14 protein-coding genes and 7 tRNA genes are annotated in these 16,525 nt (G+C 62.5%); 15 read left to right on the forward strand and 6 right to left on the reverse strand.

The genetic code is table 11. The annotated features are described in order from the left end of the window. Nucleotides 1–68 precede the first annotated feature (68 nt). Both FXN65_RS09165 and FXN65_RS09170 read left to right on the forward strand, forming a co-directional pair. Nucleotides 69–2,081 carry a polysaccharide biosynthesis protein gene (locus tag FXN65_RS09165; RefSeq protein WP_151132786.1) on the forward strand — a complete coding sequence of 671 codons (2,013 nt, stop codon included), beginning with the start codon at nucleotides 69–71 and terminating at the stop codon, nucleotides 2,079–2,081. Nucleotides 2,082–2,140: 59 nt separating this feature from the next. Continuing rightward, the gene (locus FXN65_RS09170) at nucleotides 2,141–2,467 is read left to right on the forward strand and encodes a ComEA family DNA-binding protein (protein ID WP_394351283.1); all 327 of its coding nucleotides are present in this window, start codon (nucleotides 2,141–2,143) and stop codon (nucleotides 2,465–2,467) included. A 306-nt stretch (nucleotides 2,468–2,773) separates the two neighbouring features. Here the strand turns inward: FXN65_RS09170 and FXN65_RS09175 are convergent. Together FXN65_RS09175 and FXN65_RS09180 are read right to left on the reverse strand one after the other, a co-directional pair. Then, nucleotides 2,774–2,849: transfer RNA gene (locus FXN65_RS09175), tRNA-Asn, on the reverse strand. Between the two features lie 70 nt (nucleotides 2,850–2,919). Then, nucleotides 2,920–4,116, reverse strand: coding sequence for an amino acid aminotransferase (locus FXN65_RS09180; RefSeq protein ID WP_151132788.1), 1,197 nt, complete (start codon nucleotides 4,114–4,116; stop codon nucleotides 2,920–2,922). Nucleotides 4,117–4,299: 183 nt separating this feature from the next. Between FXN65_RS09180 and uvrB the strand changes: the two genes are divergently transcribed. Continuing rightward, entirely contained in the window at nucleotides 4,300–6,315 is a 2,016-nt protein-coding gene (uvrB, locus tag FXN65_RS09185; protein ID WP_151132790.1) for an excinuclease ABC subunit UvrB, read from the forward strand. Nucleotides 6,316–6,351: 36 nt separating this feature from the next. On the opposite strand, the gene FXN65_RS09190 is transcribed toward uvrB, so the two are convergent. Genes FXN65_RS09190 through FXN65_RS09200 form a run of 3 tightly spaced genes read right to left on the reverse strand, consistent with a single transcriptional unit; the run spans nucleotide 6,352 to nucleotide 9,888 of the window. Then, on the reverse strand, nucleotides 6,352–7,251 hold the full coding sequence (locus FXN65_RS09190) for an EamA family transporter (protein WP_151132792.1): 900 nt from the start codon (nucleotides 7,249–7,251) through the stop codon (nucleotides 6,352–6,354). Between the two features lie 41 nt (nucleotides 7,252–7,292). Further along, entirely contained in the window at nucleotides 7,293–8,852 is a 1,560-nt protein-coding gene (locus FXN65_RS09195; RefSeq protein WP_151132793.1) for an MDR family MFS transporter, read from the reverse strand. Continuing rightward, nucleotides 8,842–9,888, reverse strand: a complete 1,047-nt coding sequence (locus FXN65_RS09200) for an HlyD family secretion protein (RefSeq protein ID WP_151132794.1) — start codon at nucleotides 9,886–9,888, stop codon at nucleotides 8,842–8,844. Before FXN65_RS09200 ends, FXN65_RS09195 begins: the two co-directional genes overlap by 11 nt. A 108-nt stretch (nucleotides 9,889–9,996) precedes the next feature. On the opposite strand from FXN65_RS09200, the gene FXN65_RS09205 reads away from it, so the two are divergent. The 12 genes from FXN65_RS09205 to FXN65_RS09260 all read left to right on the forward strand — a co-directional run bounded on the left by FXN65_RS09205 (nucleotide 9,997) and on the right by FXN65_RS09260 (nucleotide 16,050). Next, nucleotides 9,997–10,917, forward strand: a complete 921-nt coding sequence (locus tag FXN65_RS09205; protein WP_151132796.1) for a LysR family transcriptional regulator — start codon at nucleotides 9,997–9,999, stop codon at nucleotides 10,915–10,917. A 26-nt stretch (nucleotides 10,918–10,943) separates the two neighbouring features. After that, nucleotides 10,944–12,425: a glutamate--tRNA ligase gene (gene gltX / locus FXN65_RS09210; RefSeq protein ID WP_151132798.1), complete on the forward strand. Its 1,482-nt coding sequence runs from the start codon at nucleotides 10,944–10,946 to the stop codon at nucleotides 12,423–12,425. A gap of 146 nt (nucleotides 12,426–12,571) precedes the next feature. Beyond that, a tRNA-Ala gene (locus tag FXN65_RS09215) sits at nucleotides 12,572–12,647 on the forward strand. A 39-nt stretch (nucleotides 12,648–12,686) separates the two neighbouring features. Continuing rightward, nucleotides 12,687–12,762: transfer RNA gene (locus FXN65_RS09220), tRNA-Glu, on the forward strand. Between the two features lie 43 nt (nucleotides 12,763–12,805). After that, a tRNA-Ala gene (locus FXN65_RS09225) sits at nucleotides 12,806–12,881 on the forward strand. Nucleotides 12,882–12,944: 63 nt separating this feature from the next. Then, nucleotides 12,945–13,020, forward strand: a tRNA-Glu gene (locus FXN65_RS09230). Nucleotides 13,021–13,063: 43 nt separating this feature from the next. Beyond that, nucleotides 13,064–13,139, forward strand: a tRNA-Ala gene (locus tag FXN65_RS09235). A 62-nt stretch (nucleotides 13,140–13,201) separates the two neighbouring features. Then, nucleotides 13,202–13,277 (forward strand) — tRNA-Glu (locus tag FXN65_RS09240). A 168-nt stretch (nucleotides 13,278–13,445) separates the two neighbouring features. Then, nucleotides 13,446–13,985: a TetR/AcrR family transcriptional regulator gene (locus FXN65_RS09245; RefSeq protein WP_151132800.1), complete on the forward strand. Its 540-nt coding sequence runs from the start codon at nucleotides 13,446–13,448 to the stop codon at nucleotides 13,983–13,985. Between the two features lie 11 nt (nucleotides 13,986–13,996). After that, nucleotides 13,997–14,839 carry an alpha/beta hydrolase gene (locus FXN65_RS09250; RefSeq protein ID WP_151132802.1) on the forward strand — a complete coding sequence of 281 codons (843 nt, stop codon included), beginning with the start codon at nucleotides 13,997–13,999 and terminating at the stop codon, nucleotides 14,837–14,839. A 114-nt stretch (nucleotides 14,840–14,953) separates the two neighbouring features. Further along, nucleotides 14,954–15,604 carry a bifunctional 4-hydroxy-2-oxoglutarate aldolase/2-dehydro-3-deoxy-phosphogluconate aldolase gene (locus FXN65_RS09255; RefSeq protein WP_151132804.1) on the forward strand — a complete coding sequence of 217 codons (651 nt, stop codon included), beginning with the start codon at nucleotides 14,954–14,956 and terminating at the stop codon, nucleotides 15,602–15,604. Next, a complete protein-coding gene (locus FXN65_RS09260) occupies nucleotides 15,601–16,050 on the forward strand; it encodes an acyl-CoA thioesterase (RefSeq protein ID WP_151132806.1) in 450 nt (149 codons plus the stop codon). Before FXN65_RS09255 ends, FXN65_RS09260 begins: the two co-directional genes overlap by 4 nt. Before the next feature lie 3 nt (nucleotides 16,051–16,053). Here FXN65_RS09260 and FXN65_RS09265 read toward each other — a convergent pair whose 3' ends face one another. Further along, nucleotides 16,054–16,443: a hypothetical protein gene (locus FXN65_RS09265; RefSeq protein WP_151132808.1), complete on the reverse strand. Its 390-nt coding sequence runs from the start codon at nucleotides 16,441–16,443 to the stop codon at nucleotides 16,054–16,056. Nucleotides 16,444–16,525: the final 82 nt, after the last annotated feature.

A 16,525-nucleotide genomic window follows, 5' to 3' on the forward strand; every position in this document is an offset into this window, starting at 1 on the left:
GCGAGAACTAAATTGAAGGATCTGTTATTGTTCAAGTGTTCTGAGAAAGAACCGGAGTGCTGGAAGGGATGACGGACATGCTGCGCGTATGGCTATTAGGTTTACCGCGCCGATACAAGCGGTTGCTCCAGGTGGCCACCGACATTGTTTTGGTGTTTGTGGCCTTATGGCTAGCATTCATTGTTAGGTTGGGTATAGACGAGCCGTTGGACGCTTTCACTCGACATGCTTGGCTATTTCTGGCTGCTCCACTCGTCGCAATCCCAGTGTTTATCAAGTTTGGAATGTACCGCGCAGTGATGCGCTATTTCGGTAATGACGCACTCATCGCCATATTCAAAGCGGTGAGTCTCTCATCCCTGGTACTCTCATTGATCGTATATTGGTATCGGGATGCTACTGCGGTCGTGCCGCGATCAATCGTATTCAATTACTGGTGGCTCAGCATGATACTGATTGGAGGCCTTCGCTTGGCTATTCGTCAGTACTTCATGGGCGACTGGTATGTGGCGAGCCAACAGGTGCCTTTCATCAACAAGTCTGACTCTTTGCCAAAGGTAGCGATTTATGGCGCCGGCGCAGCGGGGAATCAACTGGTTGCCGCTTTGCGGATGGGTAGGGCCATGCGCCCGGTCGCATTCATCGATGATGACAGCGACATTGCTACGCGGGTGATAGCGGGATTGCAGGTGTATAAGCCGAAGCATATCCAGCAGATGATCGAGCAGACAGGGGCCGAAGAGGTGTTGCTGGCTATACCGTCCGTGTCGCGTGGGCGGCGTAGGGAGATTCTTGAGGAGCTCGAAAGTTTCCCCCTGCATGTGCGCAGTGTTCCGGGTTTCATGGACCTGGCCAGCGGGCGCGTGAAAGTCGATGACATTCAGGAAGTGGATATTGCAGACCTGCTGGGGCGTGATTCGGTTCCGCCGCGACAGGAGCTCTTCGAGCGCTGCATCCGCGGGAATGTTGTGATGGTGACTGGTGCCGGGGGTTCCATTGGTTCCGAGCTTTGCCGGCAGATCATGGGGTGTGGCGCGAAAACGCTCCTGCTCTTCGAGCACAGCGAATTCAATCTCTACAACATCCAGATCGAACTCGAGGGGCGAATCCTTCGCGAGTCGCTGAGCATCAAGTTGGTTCCGATCCTGGGGTCCGTCCGCAATCTGGGTCGCCTCATAGACGTCATGCGAACCTGGAAGGTGGATACTGTCTATCACGCTGCTGCCTACAAACACGTGCCGATGGTCGAGCACAACGTGGCAGAGGGTGTGCTCAACAACGTGATGGGAACCTTGTACACCGCCCAGGCTGCGGTGCAGGTCGGTGTCGAGAACTTCGTATTGATCTCCACGGACAAGGCTGTTCGCCCGACCAACGTCATGGGGAGCACGAAGCGCCTGTCCGAAATGGTCCTGCAGGCTCTCAGCAAGGAATCCGCGCCAGTACTGTTTGGCGACAGTGAGGCCGTTCATCGTGTCAACAAGACCCGCTTCACCATGGTTCGATTCGGCAATGTCCTTGGCTCCTCCGGCTCTGTCATTCCGCTGTTCCGCGAGCAGATCAGGCGTGGGGGGCCGGTTACGGTGACCCATCCCAATATCACCCGCTACTTCATGACGATTCCGGAGGCTGCCCAATTGGTTATCCAGGCCGGCTCGATGGGGCAGGGCGGGGACGTGTTCGTGCTGGATATGGGGCAGCCAGTGAAGATCGCCGAGTTGGCCGAGAAGATGATCCATCTGTCCGGTCTGACGGTTCGCTCCGAGCGCAACCCCAATGGCGATATTGCCATTGAGTTCACGGGGCTGCGGCCGGGCGAGAAGCTGTACGAAGAACTCCTCATTGGCGACAACGTAAGCCCTACCGAGCACCCGATGATCATGCGGGCCAATGAAGAGCACCTGCCCTGGGATTCCTTCAGACGAGTGCTTTCCGAGTTGTTCAGCGCTGTCGAGGGCGACGACTACGTCCGTGTGCGCCAGCTCCTACGCGAAACTGTCAACGGTTACACCCCCGAAGAGGAAATTGTTGACTGGATTCATCAGCAACGTCGGATTGAGCCCTCCAGCTCCAGGAATTAGTTTGGTTCGGGCGGTTTATGAAGAGCCGCCCTTCCCCTTACTGATGACAAGGAGTGTTCATGATGTTTCGCGTTCGACTCGCCCCGTTGCTTCTGGTTCTCTGTTCACTCTGCATCGGCTATGCCCAAGTTGCTACCGCAGCGAAAAACGAGCCGGCGGCGGCAGTCGCAAGTGCTTCCACCGACTCTGGCAAGCTGAACATCAATACGGCAGATGAGGCCGCGTTGCAGGGTCAGATGATTGGTATTGGCGCGACGAAGGCCCGGGCGATCGTGCAGTATCGTGAGGAAAACGGACCATTCTCCTCGGTGGACGACCTGCTGGAAGTCAAGGGTATCGGCGTCAAGACGCTGGAGAAGAGCCGCGACAAACTGACAACGGAGTGATTGACGAGTGATACCAGGAAAGCCGGCCTATCAAGGCCGGCTTTTTTGTGGCTGTCTGGTTGACGCGATTGGGCGTTACGACGCTTTGAGAGCGGGATTTCTTGGGTACAAAGAAAAAGCCCCCGGCATTTGCCGAGGGCTTTCAATTTGGCTCCGCGACCTGGACTCGACGGCGAATGCCGAACGCGCTTCAGCGCGGCCCCGAAGGGGTGAGGGACGTAGGACCGAATAACCTGGGACGAAGTCCCTGGTGAGAGTTCAGCGCCCAAAGAAAAAGCCCCCGGCATTTGCCGAGGACTTTCAATTTGGCTCCGCGACCTGGACTCGAACCAGGGACCCAATGATTAACAGTCATTTGCTCTACCGACTGAGCTATCGCGGATCTGATGCGGCGTATCTTACTGATTAGAAAGGAGAAGTCAAGCATTTGCCTGAGCTTCTCCCAATTCTTTTCAGAGGACCTGGGTGATGGCGCGGGTCACGCTTTCCAGGTTGCTGTTGTTCAGTGCGGCAACGCAGATGCGGCCGGTGCTGACGGCGTAGATACCGAACTCGTTCTTCAGGCGCTCCACCTGCTCGGCGGTGAGGCCGGAGTAGGAGAACATGCCGCGCTGGCGAGCTACAAAGCTGAAGTCGCGCTTGGCGCCCTGGGCAGCCAGTTGCTCGACCATGGCCAGGCGCATGCTGTGGATGCGGGTGCGCATTTCGCCCAGTTCCTCTTCCCACATTGCACGCAGTTCCGGGCTGTTCAGCACCGAAGCCACCACGGTGGCACCGTGGGTCGGCGGGTTGGAATAGTTGGTGCGGATTACGCGCTTGACCTGGGAGAGCACGCGGCCGGCTTCTTCCTTCGAGCTGGTCACCACGGACAGGGCGCCAACGCGCTCACCGTACAGGGAGAAGGACTTGGAGAAGGAGCTGGATACGAAGAACTGCAGGCCAGACTGGGCGAACAGGCGCACTGCGAAGGCGTCTTCATCGATACCGGAGCCGAAGCCCTGGTAGGCGATATCGAGGAACGGCACGTGCTCGCGCTCACGCAGGACTTCCAGGACGGCTTTCCAGTCGTCCAGCTCCAGGTCTACGCCGGTGGGGTTGTGGCAGCAGGCGTGCAGGACCACGATGGAGCGGGTGGGCAGGGCTCTGAGGTCTTCCAGCAGGCCGGCACGATTCACGCCATTGGTGGCGGCATCGTAGTAACGGTAGTTCTGCACCGGGAAGCCGGCGGATTCGAACAAGGCGCGATGGTTTTCCCAGCTCGGGTCGCTGATGGCGACCACTGCGTTGGGCAGCAGGCGCTTGAGGAAGTCGGCGCCGGTCTTCAGGGCGCCGGTGCCACCTACGGCCTGGGTAGTTACCACACGGCCCTGGGCCAGCAGTTCGGAATCGGCACCGAACAGCAGCTTCTGCACGGCCTGATCGTAGGCGGCGATGCCTTCGATCGGCAGGTAACCGCGCGGGGCGTGCGCTTCGATGCGGGCCTTTTCCGCTTCAGCTACAGCGCGCAGGAGCGGGATACGACCTTGCTCGTTGTAGTAAACGCCCACGCCCAGATTGACCTTGTTGGCACGGGTGTCGGCGTTGAACGCTTCGTTGAGACCCAGGATGGGGTCGCGCGGAGCCATTTCGACGGCAGAAAACAGACTCATGATGCGGCAGCTCGGAGGAGGAAGGTGAGGATGGGACGTAACCCCGAACGATGTGCGCTAGGGGTTGCGCAATCGGGCCGGTATTATAGCGGCCCAGACGGCTTGCGGCGACATCGCTCGCAAGCTTTCCGCCAGGTATGACGCCCGTTCTGCGCAGGTGTCACATCAAAAGTCGAGGTCAGCATGTCGGAGTTCCAGCTTGTCACCCGCTTCAAGCCCGCCGGCGACCAGCCGGAGGCCATTCGCCAGATGGTGGAAGGGCTGGAAGCTGGCCTTTCGCACCAGACCCTGCTGGGTGTGACGGGGTCGGGGAAGACCTTCAGCATCGCCAACGTCATTTCCCAGGTTCAGCGTCCCACGCTGGTCCTGGCGCCCAACAAGACATTGGCTGCCCAGCTTTACGGCGAGTTCCGAGCCTTCTTCCCGAACAACTCGGTCGAGTATTTCGTTTCGTACTACGACTACTACCAGCCGGAAGCCTACGTGCCGTCCTCCGATACCTATATCGAGAAGGACGCCTCAATCAACGACCACATCGAACAGATGCGCTTGTCGGCTACCAAGGCCCTGCTGGAGCGGCCCGATGCCATCATCGTTGCCACCGTTTCCTCCATCTACGGCCTGGGCGATCCCGCGTCCTACCTGAAGATGGTGTTGCACATCGATCGCGGCGACCGCATCGACCAACGCACCCTGCTGCGGCGCCTGGCTGAACTGCAGTACACCCGCAATGACATGGATTTCGCCCGTGCCACTTTCCGTGTTCGGGGCGATGTCATCGATATCTTTCCGGCGGAATCCGATCTGGAGGCCATTCGCGTCGAGCTGTTCGATGATGAGGTGGAAAGCCTGGCGGCCTTCGATCCGCTGACCGGCGAAGTGATTCGCAAGTTGCCGCGCTTCACCTTCTACCCGAAGAGCCACTACGTGACGCCCCGCGAGGTCCTGCTGGGTGCGGTGGATCAGATCAAGGAGGAGCTGAAGGAGCGCCTGGAGCAGCTGCGATCCGCCAACAAGCTGGTGGAGGCGCAGCGCCTTGAGCAGCGCACGCGTTTCGACCTGGAGATGATCCTCGAGCTGGGTTACTGCAACGGCATCGAGAACTATTCCCGCTATCTTTCTGGTCGCGCGCCGGGCGAGGCACCGCCGACGCTCTACGATTACCTGCCGGCCAATGCCCTGCTGGTCATCGACGAATCCCACGTCACCGTTCCCCAGGTTGGCGCCATGTTCAAGGGGGACCGCTCGCGCAAGGAAACCCTGGTGGAATACGGCTTCCGCCTGCCGTCGGCGCTGGATAACCGTCCGTTGCGTTTTGACGAGTGGGAGGCGATCAGTCCGCAGACCATCTTCGTGTCGGCAACGCCCGGCCCTTACGAAGGCGAGCACTCTGGCCGGGTGATCGAGCAGGTGGTGCGGCCCACCGGCCTGGTGGATCCGGAAGTCGAAGTGCGCCCGGCCACTACCCAGGTCGATGATCTGCTCTCGGAAATCCGCAAGCGCGTGGCAGTCGAGGAGCGGGTGCTGGTCACCACCCTGACCAAGCGCATGGCCGAGGACCTCACCGACTACCTGGCCGATCACGACGTCAGGGTGCGTTACCTGCACTCGGACATCGATACCGTGGAGCGCGTGGAGATCATTCGTGACCTGCGTATTGGCACGTTCGACGTGCTGGTCGGTATCAACCTGCTCCGTGAAGGCCTGGACATGCCGGAGGTGTCGCTGGTCGCCATTCTGGACGCCGACAAGGAAGGCTTCCTGCGTTCCGAGCGCTCGCTGATCCAGACCATTGGCCGGGCGGCGCGAAACCTGAATGGCAAGGCGATCCTCTACGCGGATAACGTCACTGGCTCCATGCAGCGTGCCCTGGGTGAGACCGAGCGGCGGCGTAACAAGCAGATGGCCTTCAACGAAGCCCATGGCATCGTGCCGAAGGGCGTGAAGAAGGATATCCAGGACATCCTCGAAGGTGCCACCGTGCCCGGCTCGCGCAGCAACAAGCGCAAGGCCATGGCCAAGGCGGCCGAGGAGAGTGCGCGCTACGAGGCCGAGTTGCGTTCGCCCAGCGAGATCACCAAGCGCATTCGCCAGATGGAAGAGAAAATGTTCCAACTGGCTCGCGACCTGGAGTTCGAAGCCGCGGCGCAAATGCGCGACGAGATCCAGAAGCTGCGCGAGCGGCTGATAAATCTCTAAGAAAAAGGCGCCGGAGGGCGCCTTTTTCATGGGGCTTCAGCGTCTGCCGAAAATGATCATCACCACCCCTATGAGGGTCGCCAGACAGGCCAGCAGGGCGGCGACCTCCAGCCGTTCGCCCAGGATCAGGAACCCCAGCAGAAGTGCCACGACAGGGTTCACGAAGGCGAAAGTGGACACCAGGCTCGGCTTCACTTCGCGCAACAGCCAGAAGTACGCGGGGTAGACGCCCAGGCTGACGGGAATCACCAGGTAGGCCATCCACAGCCAGGCGTCGAAGCTTACGTTGGCGAGCTCAACGCCGTGCCAATCTCCGCGCCAGAGGCCGAAGATTGCCAGGATCACTGTGCCGGTCAGCATCTGCAGGCTGAGGCCCATCCAACTGGAGCGGAAGGGGGGGCGCTGGCGCAGCAGCCAGGCGCCGATCGCCCAGAGCAGGGTGGCCAGCACGACCAGGCCGCCGGCGAACCATTGCTCGAAGCCGGCGTCGCTGCCAAGGCCATTTCCCATCAGCATCACGATGCCGCCGCTCGCCAGGGCCAGGCCGCAGAGGATCCACAGCGGTGGGCGTTGATCCAGTAGCCATTCCAGGGCGACGCTCCAGAGGGGCAGCGTGGTGTAGAGCATGGCCAGCATGCCGGTCGGCAGGAATTGGTTGGCGTAGATCAGCGCTCCCTGTCCCACGGCAATCAGCATTACGCCGCCGATCAGCGCGCCGCCCAGGTCACTGCGCTGGACCTGGGCCTTGCCGCTGGCGAGCACCCAGCCCAGGGCCAGGATGCCGGCGAACAGGAAGCGCAGGGTGGCGATGACGAAGGGCGGCAGTTCGCGGAGGAGGAAATGGTTGGCCAGGTAGGTGGTGCCCCAGCCGATGTAAATCATGGCGAAGGCACCGATCAGCAGAAGGGTGCGGCGGGTCGAGGCGTGGGAAGACATGTACAGCCTGAAACGAATCGCGCCGGTTGTCCGGCGCGGGATTAGTGGGCGGCGGCGCTGGTGTCGCCGGTAGAACCGGCGGGCAGGGCGCGGGTGAGCAGCACGGCCAGCATGCTGACGCCGAGGGCGATGCCGATGAAATGGAAGGCGTCATTGTAGGCCATGATGCTGGCCTGCTGGTGGGCGATCTCGCTGAGCTTGCCGAGGGCTGCCTGTTCGCTGCCAAGCTTCTCGCTCAGCAGAGCCAGGCGCTCGGCGACTTGCGGGTTGCTTGGGACCAGGGATTCGCGCAGGTAGTCGAAGTAGACCTTGGCGCGTGCATCCAGCAGGGTGGCGAGCAGGGCGATGCCGATGGCGCCGCCGAGGTTGCGCAGGATGTTGAACAGGCTGGAGGCCGAGCCTGCGTCCTGGGGCTGGATGTAGGCGGTGGCGATCAGCGACACCGTTACCATCACCAGCGGCTGGCCGAGAGCGCGGATGATCTGGATCTGGTTGAACTGTGGTCCGGCGAAGTCCGGGTTGAGAATGCCCGAGGCGAAACTGGCATAGCCGAACAGACCGAAGCCCAGCGCACAGAGGAACTTGGGCGGAATCACCTTCATCAGCTTGGGTACCAGCGGAATCAGGAACAGCTGCGGAACGCCCATCCACATGATCACTTCGCCGATCTGCAGCGCGTTGTAGCCCTGGATTTGTGCCAGGTACAGCGGCAGCACATAGATGGAGCCGTACAGGCCCATGCCGAGGCCGACGCTGGAAATGCTCGACAGGCCGAAGTTGCGGTTCTTCAGGATGCCCAGATTGATCAGCGGGTTGGGGCGCGAGACCTGGAGGATGACAAAGAGAATCAGGCTCACCAGGGCGACGCTGCCCAGGCCGACGATCAGCTGGGACTCCAGCCAGTCCTTGCGGTGCCCTTCCTCGAGGAATACTTGCAGGCAGCCCAGCCCTAGGCCGAGGGTGACGATGCCTGCGTAGTCGGTGCGCTTCAGCAGCTCCCAGTGCGGGGCTTTCTTTTCCAGCCCGTACATCAGGCCGGCAATCATCAGCAGGCCCGGCGGCACGTTGATGTAGAAGATGTATTCCCAACCGAAGTTCTCCGTCAGCCAGCCACCCAGGGTCGGACCGATGGACGGGGCGAAGGTAGCGGTGATGGCGAACAACGCCATGCCCTTGGCGCGATGGTGTTCCGGCAGCTTGATCAGTGTGAGGGTGAAGGCCAGCGGGATCAGCGCGCCACCGGTGAAACCCTGCATGGCGCGGAACACGATCATGCTCTCCAGGCTCCAGGCCAGGGAGCAGAGCAGGGAGGAAATCAGGAAGCCGATGGAGACCCAGACCGCCAGGCGTCGCGCGGAGAGCAGCTGCACCAGCCAGGCGGTGAGGGGAATCATGATGATTTCCGCCACCAGGTAGGAAGTGGAAATCCACGAACCCTCTTCCAGGGTGGCGGAGAGCGCCCCCTGGATGTCCTTGAGCGAGGAGTTGGTGATCTGGATGTCGAGGACCGCCATGAAGGCGCCGAGCATGGCGCTCATCACGGCGATCCAGTCGCGCCGGGTGGGTTCGCCGCTAGGGCGAACCAGTGCATCAGCCGCCATGGTTCTCGGCCTTCAGGTGTACCTTGACCAGAACGGACATGCCGGGACGGATACGGCCCTGGAGCGGGTTGTCGGCGGTGAAGGTCAGTTTCACCGGAATGCGCTGTACCACCTTGGTGAAGTTGCCGGTGGCGTTGTCCGGCGGCAGCAGACTGAACTGGGCGCCGGACGCCGCGAACAGGCTGTCCACACGGGCTTCGATCGGAGTGTCGGGGAAGCTGTCGAACACCAGTTCGGCGGTCTGGCCAGGCACCATGCGCTCGATCTGGGTCTCCTTGAAGTTGGCCTGGACCCAGATGTCGCTGTCCGGCACAAGGGACAGCAGGTGGGCGCCGACCTGGACGTACTGGCCGTTGCGCGCGGCGCGCTGTCCGACGCGGCCGTCCACAGGGGAGCGGATCTCGGTGCGCCCGAGGTTGATTTCGGCCTGGGCCACTTCGGCGCGGGCAGTGGCGATCTGCGCTTCCAGGCGCTTGACCTCGGCATTTAGGGCATCGATCTGCTGGCGCTGGGCCTTGAGGTCGGCCTCGGCCTTGGCGACCTGCGAACGTGCCACGCGGGAGTCGGCGGACAGGGTGGTGACTCGCTCTTCCGAGATGTAGCCGGGCTTGCGCAGGGTCTGGGCGCGGGACAGGTCGATCTGGGTGCGGCCAAGGGTTGCCTGGCTGGCTGCCACGTCGGCCTGGCTGGCGGCGATCAGGCTGGACTGCTGGATCAGCTTGCTCTGTGCCTGGGTCAGTTCCGCCTCACGGGTCGCGAGCTGGGCGCGGGCACGTTCCAGGGCCAGTTTGAAGTCGTCGGCTTCGAGGCGTACCAGCAGGTCGCCCTTCTTCACTTGCTGGTTGTCGGTGACCAGGACTTCGTCGATTCGGGCGCCCAGTTGGCTGGAGATGCGAGTGATTTCACCCTGGACATAAGCGTTGTCGGTGGACTCGACGAAGCGGCCGATCAGCAGCCAGTGGGCAAAGAAGCCGGCGATGACCAGTGCCACCAGGGCGATGAAGATGAACAGGCGGCGTTGCAATTTTGCAGGCATATGAAAACCGGGCTCGAAGTCTTTGCAGAATGTTGCGAATCTAGCAGTGTTCCGTCCTCGCAAATAGACAGTACAATTCAGAAACTTTGTTGCTTATAGGGAACAATCATGGGGCTGGATGATGCGCTGATCTTCACCCGCGTGGTCGAGTGCCACAGCTTCACCCAGGCCGCGCAGAGCCTGGGCATGCAGAAATCCACCGTCAGCCGGCGCATAGCCCTGCTTGAAGAACGACTTGGCGTCCGCCTGCTCAATCGCACCACTCGCAAGCTGCGCCTGACCGAAGTGGGGCTGGCCTATTACGAGCGCTGCCGGCAGATCATGCTGGACTTCGCCGAGGCCGAGCAGGCGGTGATGCAACTGCAGCAGGAACCGTCCGGCCTGCTGCGGGTGACGGCGCCCATCGAGTTTGGTCAGCTGTTCCTCGGCAAGGTGCTGGGCAGTTTCATGCGCCAGTATCCGCAGATCACCGCCGAGGTGGAGATCACCTCGCGAAACGTCGATCCGCTGGAGGAGGGCGTGGATATCGCCATCATGATCGGCCAGCCCCAGGATTCCACGCTGATCGCCCGCAAGCTTTTCGAGAGCGCCCGGCGCCTTTGCGCCAGTCCGGCCTATCTGGCAGCTCACGGCACTCCGCGTACGGTAGAGGCACTGGCCGGCCATCGCGCCGTGCTGCTGCCGCAGGATTCCCAGCGCTACTGGATGCTGCAGGGGGAAAGCGTGCCCTGCCAGCGCGTGCTCTATTGCAACAACATCACCTTCGCCCGGGAAGCGGTACTGGCTGGCGCCGGCATCGCTGCGCTGCCCCTGATGTTCACCGAGCCCGCCGTGCGGCGAGGCGAGCTGATCGAACTCCTGCCTGAGGCGCGTCTGCCCAGTGGCGAGATCTATGCTGTGTATCCGTCGAGGCGCTTCCAGGCGATGAAGGTCAAGGCCTTCCTCGACTTCCTGATGCGCAGCCTGCCGGTTCAGGAAGGTCACTTGCTGGAGCCCGCGGCGGCCAGCCTGATAAGATCGCGCCTTTGATCGTCCCTCTGTTTCGAGAACAATCCATGACCACCGTCCGTACCCGTATCGCGCCGTCGCCCACCGGCGACCCGCACGTGGGCACTGCCTACATTGCCCTGTTCAACCTGTGTTTCGCGCGCCAGCACGGCGGTCAGTTCATCCTGCGCATCGAAGACACCGACCAACTGCGCTCCACCCGTGAGTCCGAGCAGCAGATCTTCGACGCCCTGCGTTGGCTCGGTATCGAGTGGGACGAAGGCCCCGACGTCGGCGGCCCGCACGGCCCCTATCGCCAGAGCGAGCGTGGCGAGATCTACAAGAAGTACTCCCAGGAGCTGGTGGACAAGGGGCATGCGTTCCCCTGTTTCTGCACCGCCGAGCGGCTGGACAAGCTGCGCGCCGAGCAGACCGAGCGCAAGGAAACCCCGCGCTACGACGGCCACTGCATGCACCTGTCCAAGGACGAGGCCGACAAGCGGATCGCCGCCGGCGAGCCTCACGTAGTGCGCATGAAGGTGCCGAGCGAAGGCGTCTGCGTGGTGCCGGACATGCTCCGCGGCGACGTGGAAATTCCCTGGGATCGCATGGACATGCAGGTCCTGATGAAGACCGACGGCCTGCCCACCTACTTCCTTGCCAACGTGGTGGACGACCACCTGATGGGCATCACCCACGTGCTGCGTGGCGAAGAGTGGCTGCCCTCGGCGCCCAAGCTGATCAAACTCTACGAGTATTTCGGCTGGGAGCAGCCCAAGCTCTGCTACATGCCGCTGCTTCGCAATCCGGACAAGAGCAAGCTGTCCAAGCGCAAGAACCCCACCTCCATCACCTTCTACGAGCGCATGGGCTTCCTCCCCGAGGCGATGCTCAACTATCTGGGCCGCATGGGCTGGTCCATGCCGGACGAGCGCGAGAAGTTCTCCCTGGCGGAGATGGTCGAGCACTTCGATCTGTCGCGTATCTCGCTGGGGGGGCCGATCTTCGATCTGGAGAAGCTGTCCTGGCTGAACGGCCAGTGGATTCGTGAGCTTCCGGTGGAGCGCTTCGCCGCCGAAGTGCAGAAGTGGGCACTCAACCCCGAATACCTGATGCGCATAGCGCCGCACGTGCAGGGCAGGGTGGAAACCTTCAGCCAGATCGCCCCGCTGGCGGGGTTCTTCTTCTCCGGCGCCGTGCCGCTGGATGCCAGGCTGTTCGAGCACAAGAAGCTGAGTCCGGACCAGGTTCGCCAGGTCATGCAGCTCGTGCTGTGGAAGCTGGAGTCCCTGCGCCAGTGGGAGAAGGACCGCATCACCGGTTGCATTCAGGCAGTGGCCGAGAGCCTGGAGCTCAAGCTGCGTGATGTCATGCCGCTGATGTTCCCGGCCATCACCGGCCAGGCCAGCTCGGTCTCCGTGCTGGATGCTATGGAAATCCTTGGTGCCGACCTCAGCCGCTTCCGGCTGCGCCAGGCCATCGAGTTGCTCGGTGGTGTGTCGAAGAAGGAAACCAAGGAGTGGGAGAAACTGCTCGCGGCCATCGCCTGATGGCCCTTCGGTCGGTGCGGGTCAGGGCCCGCGTTGGCCGAGGTCGGGTAAGTGTTTGTTCTTCCAGATAAAAAAGTTCGGTTCGTAGAAAAAATATTGTTGACAGCGGGAGGGGGCGCCCCTAATATGCGCCCCGTCCTCGCGACGGGGCTATAGCTCAGCTGGGAGAGCGCTTGCATGGCATGCAAGAGGTCGACGGTTCGATCCCGTCTAGCTCCACCACTCCTTCAAGAGTGGGTCGCGAAAAGGCATGAAGGTTTCGTCCCCTTCGTCTAGTGGCCTAGGACACCGCCCTTTCACGGCGGTAACAGGGGTTCGAGTCCCCTAGGGGACGCCATTTTCCAGCAGTATCGGTCATGCCGGTACGGCCGAAGCAGTTCGGGGCTATAGCTCAGCTGGGAGAGCGCTTGCATGGCATGCAAGAGGTCGACGGTTCGATCCCGTCTAGCTCCACCAAATACGATGCGCCACGCATCACGAGGGCCAGCTTGAGAGCTGGCCCTGTTGTCAGAAGGTTTTGTCCCCTTCGTCTAGTGGCCTAGGACACCGCCCTTTCACGGCGGTAACAGGGGTTCGAGTCCCCTAGGGGACGCCACTTTCCAGCAGCATCGGCCGGGCCGGTGCAGCCGAAGCAATTCGGGGCTATAGCTCAGCTGGGAGAGCGCTTGCATGGCATGCAAGAGGTCGACGGTTCGATCCCGTCTAGCTCCACCAAATCGATGCTTTGCGCATCACACAGGGCCAGCCTAGCGCTGGCCCTGCTGTTCGAAGGTTATGTCCCCTTCGTCTAGTGGCCTAGGACACCGCCCTTTCACGGCGGTAACAGGGGTTCGAGTCCCCTAGGGGACGCCACTTTCAATTTCCCGCTCTGCGGGCTTTTCAAGGGTCATTCCAACTTGGGGTGGCCCTTTTGTTTTTCCGCCCGAAAATTTCCAGCTCCGACGAATGGTCTCGCAGGCGGCTTGCCAAATTGTATTACGCAAATAATATTATGGCTGTAATTCAAATGAGGAAGCCGCCATGAGCGACAAGAAAGCCCAGACCCGCGAGCGCATCCTGCAGGCCGCCGCTTCAGCCATGTTGCAGCAGGGCCCGCAGGAGCCGGGCGTGGCTGATGTGATGGGTGCCGCCGGACTCACGGTTGGGGGCTTCTACGCCCATTTCGCCAGCAAGGACGCGCTGATGCTGGAGGTGTTCGAGCAATTGCTGCGCAAGCGCCGGGACCTCATGGCGTTGATTGATTCGAGTCTGCCCGCGCCGGAACGCCGTGCTCTTGCAGCCGGTTTCTATCTGTCGCGCAAGCACCGGGATGCCACACGCTCCGGTTGTCCGCTGCCCAGCTCCCTGGGTGCGGTACCGAAGCTTCCAGAGGCTTACCGGACACTGCTGGTCGAGCATCTGGAAGTGCTCAGTGCAGCGATGTGCGACAGCCCGGAAGAGGCCGACATGGCCCTCGCCGACATCGCCCTGATGGTGGGTGGCCTGGCCCTGGCTCGCGCCCTGGGTGAGGGAGACCTGTCTGACCGCGTGCTGCGCGCCGCCAAGTCGGCGGTCATCTGAGGAGCCTGATCATGAATAGCCTGAGCCTCATCCGTGGCATCAACGCCACCCTCGGCCGCCTGGCCCCGCGGGTCATCGCCCGGCGCATGCGTCGTCAGTTCATGACGCCCCGCAACCTGCCTCCGCGGGATTGGGAGATGCCGATGCTCGGCAGCTCCGAACGCATCACCCTGCGCTTCGGTCTTTCCGCGCTGCGCTGGGGCAGTGGCCCGACCGTCCTGCTGATGCATGGCTGGGAAGGGCGCCCAACCCAGTTCGCCAGCCTGATCCAGGCTCTGGTGGATGCCGGTTACGGTGTGGTGGCGCTGGATGCGCCGGCCCACGGCCGCTCGCCGGGGCGTGAAGCCAATGTCGTGCTATTCGCCCGGGCCTTGCTGGAGGCGGCGGGTGAGCTGCCGCCCTTGCATGCGGTGATCGGGCACTCCATGGGTGGCGCCAGTGCCTTGCTGGCCAGCCAGATGGGTCTGCAGGCGCGTGCGTTGGTGAGCATTTCAGCGCCCAGCCGTATCCTCGGGCCGCTGCGCAGCTTCGCCCGTTACATGGGGCTGCCACCCAGGGCGCGGGCGCATTTCGTCAGCCAGGTGGAGGCCCATGCGGGGATTCCCGCGGCGAGTCTCGACGTGCAGCGCTACCAATTGGATATCCCGGGGCTGGTGGTGCACGCCGCCGACGATCCGGTGGTACCCGCTGGAGACGCCCAGATCATTCACGATGCCTGGTTCGACAGCCAGTTGCTGCGCCTGGAGCTGGGTGGACATCAGCGCCTGTTGTCCGATCCCCGGCTGATCAGTGCCGTGCTCGGGTTGCTGGCGCAGGTTCGCGAGCCTTCCAGCGCTTCGCGAGCCCTGCGTTGAGCCTCGGCGGGGCTGGCGGGTGACCCGCCGTCAGTGCTCTACTTCCAAGGTTCATCGGCCCGGCGCTGTCGGCTTCGGCGCGGGGCCGGGAACTTTGCAACGTGGAGAACTGACATGAGCCTGACGATGGATGTGGTGCTGCAGCGGGCGCGACCGGTTCTGCCCGTGCTGGTGATCGAAGATACCGGGCTGGCACTGGATCTTGCCGGGGCGCTCAGCGCCGGCGGCATCGAAGTGCTGGAAGTGACCCTGCGCACGCCGCGCGCGCTCGATGCGCTATCGGCGATCCGCAAGGAGTTCCCGGACCTGCTGGTGGGCGCCGGCACCCTGATCCATACCGAACAGTTCCTCGAAGCGCGGGACGCCGGAGCGCACTTCGCCGTCAGCCCCGGTTGCACCGAGCGTCTCGCGGCGGCTGCCGATGATTCCGGTCTGCCGTACCTGCCCGGTGTGATGACGCCGTCGGAGGTGCTGCTGGCGCTGGAGTACGGCTACCGTTCGCTGAAGCTGTTCCCGGCCAATGGCAATGGCAGCGTGAAGATGCTGAAAACCCTCAAGGGCCCGTTCACCGGCATCCGCTTCTGCCCCACCGGCGGGGTGACGCCGGATAACCTGCTGAGCTTCCTGCGCCTGCCCAACGTGGCTTGCGTGGGCGGTACCTGGATCGCGCCGTCGAGCCTGATCCGCGCCCGCGCCTGGGACCAGATCACCCAACTCGCCAGTGAAGCCCGCGAACTGGCCAGCAGCCTGGAGCACCATTCATGACCTGGGACATGTCCAACCCGTTCGTCATCGACATCAAGGTCGGTGCCGACGACATCGATGGCCTCGGCCATGCCAACAACGCGGTCTACGTCAGCTGGCTGGAACGCTGCGCCTGGCGCCACTCCCAGAGCCTGGGGCTGGACCTTGCCGAATATCGCCGTCTGGATCGCGCGATGGCGGTGCTCCGGCATGAGATCGATTACCTCGCCGCCGCCTACGAAGACCAGGAGCTGCAGATGGGGACCTGGATCGTCGAGTCGGATCAGAAACTGAAGATGGACCGGCGCTTCCAGCTGGTTCGGCCGGAGGATGGCGCCACGCTGCTGCGGGCGAAGACCACCTTCGTCTGCATCGAGCTGTCCTCCGGCCGGCCCAAGCGGATGCCGAGCGAGTTCGTCGAAGGTTACGGCAGAGCGCTGCAGCCGCCGTTCCCTCTGGAGCTCTGAGCGTCAGTCCGCCGCGGGCGCGAGGAATACCTCGTGCTCGACCTGCACGATGCGCAGATGGCGGACCTCGCCGGGCTCGATGATCGCTGACTGGGAGGTGCCGACGAACTGACCTGCGCAGTGACTGGAGCCGTGCTGCGCAACCCGCAGGCTCACTTCGCCAGCGGGGACCGGAATGCTCACGGACTGGCCCGGCGCGACCCGCGCCACCAGCTCGTTCTGTACGTAAAGTTCGATATCGCAGGCGTTCGGGGCGTTCACGTCTCGGCTGATCAGCAACTCGCCGAAGGCCTCTGGCACCGATTGCGGCGGCGCCAGTATCGCCTCGCTGGCAGCGAAAACCGCAGTAGTGGCCAGCATGAGTGCGGCGAGGACGGGTACGAGCGAATTCATCCGGGCAGTTCTCCTGCACTGAAACGGTGAAATTTCGACCACCAGTCCCGTCGTACGCTCCCCGGGATATTCGCCGTCCGTC

It is taken from the genome of Pseudomonas lalkuanensis, from assembly GCF_008807375.1.
Taxonomy (GTDB): Bacteria; Pseudomonadota; Gammaproteobacteria; order Pseudomonadales; family Pseudomonadaceae; genus Metapseudomonas; species Metapseudomonas lalkuanensis.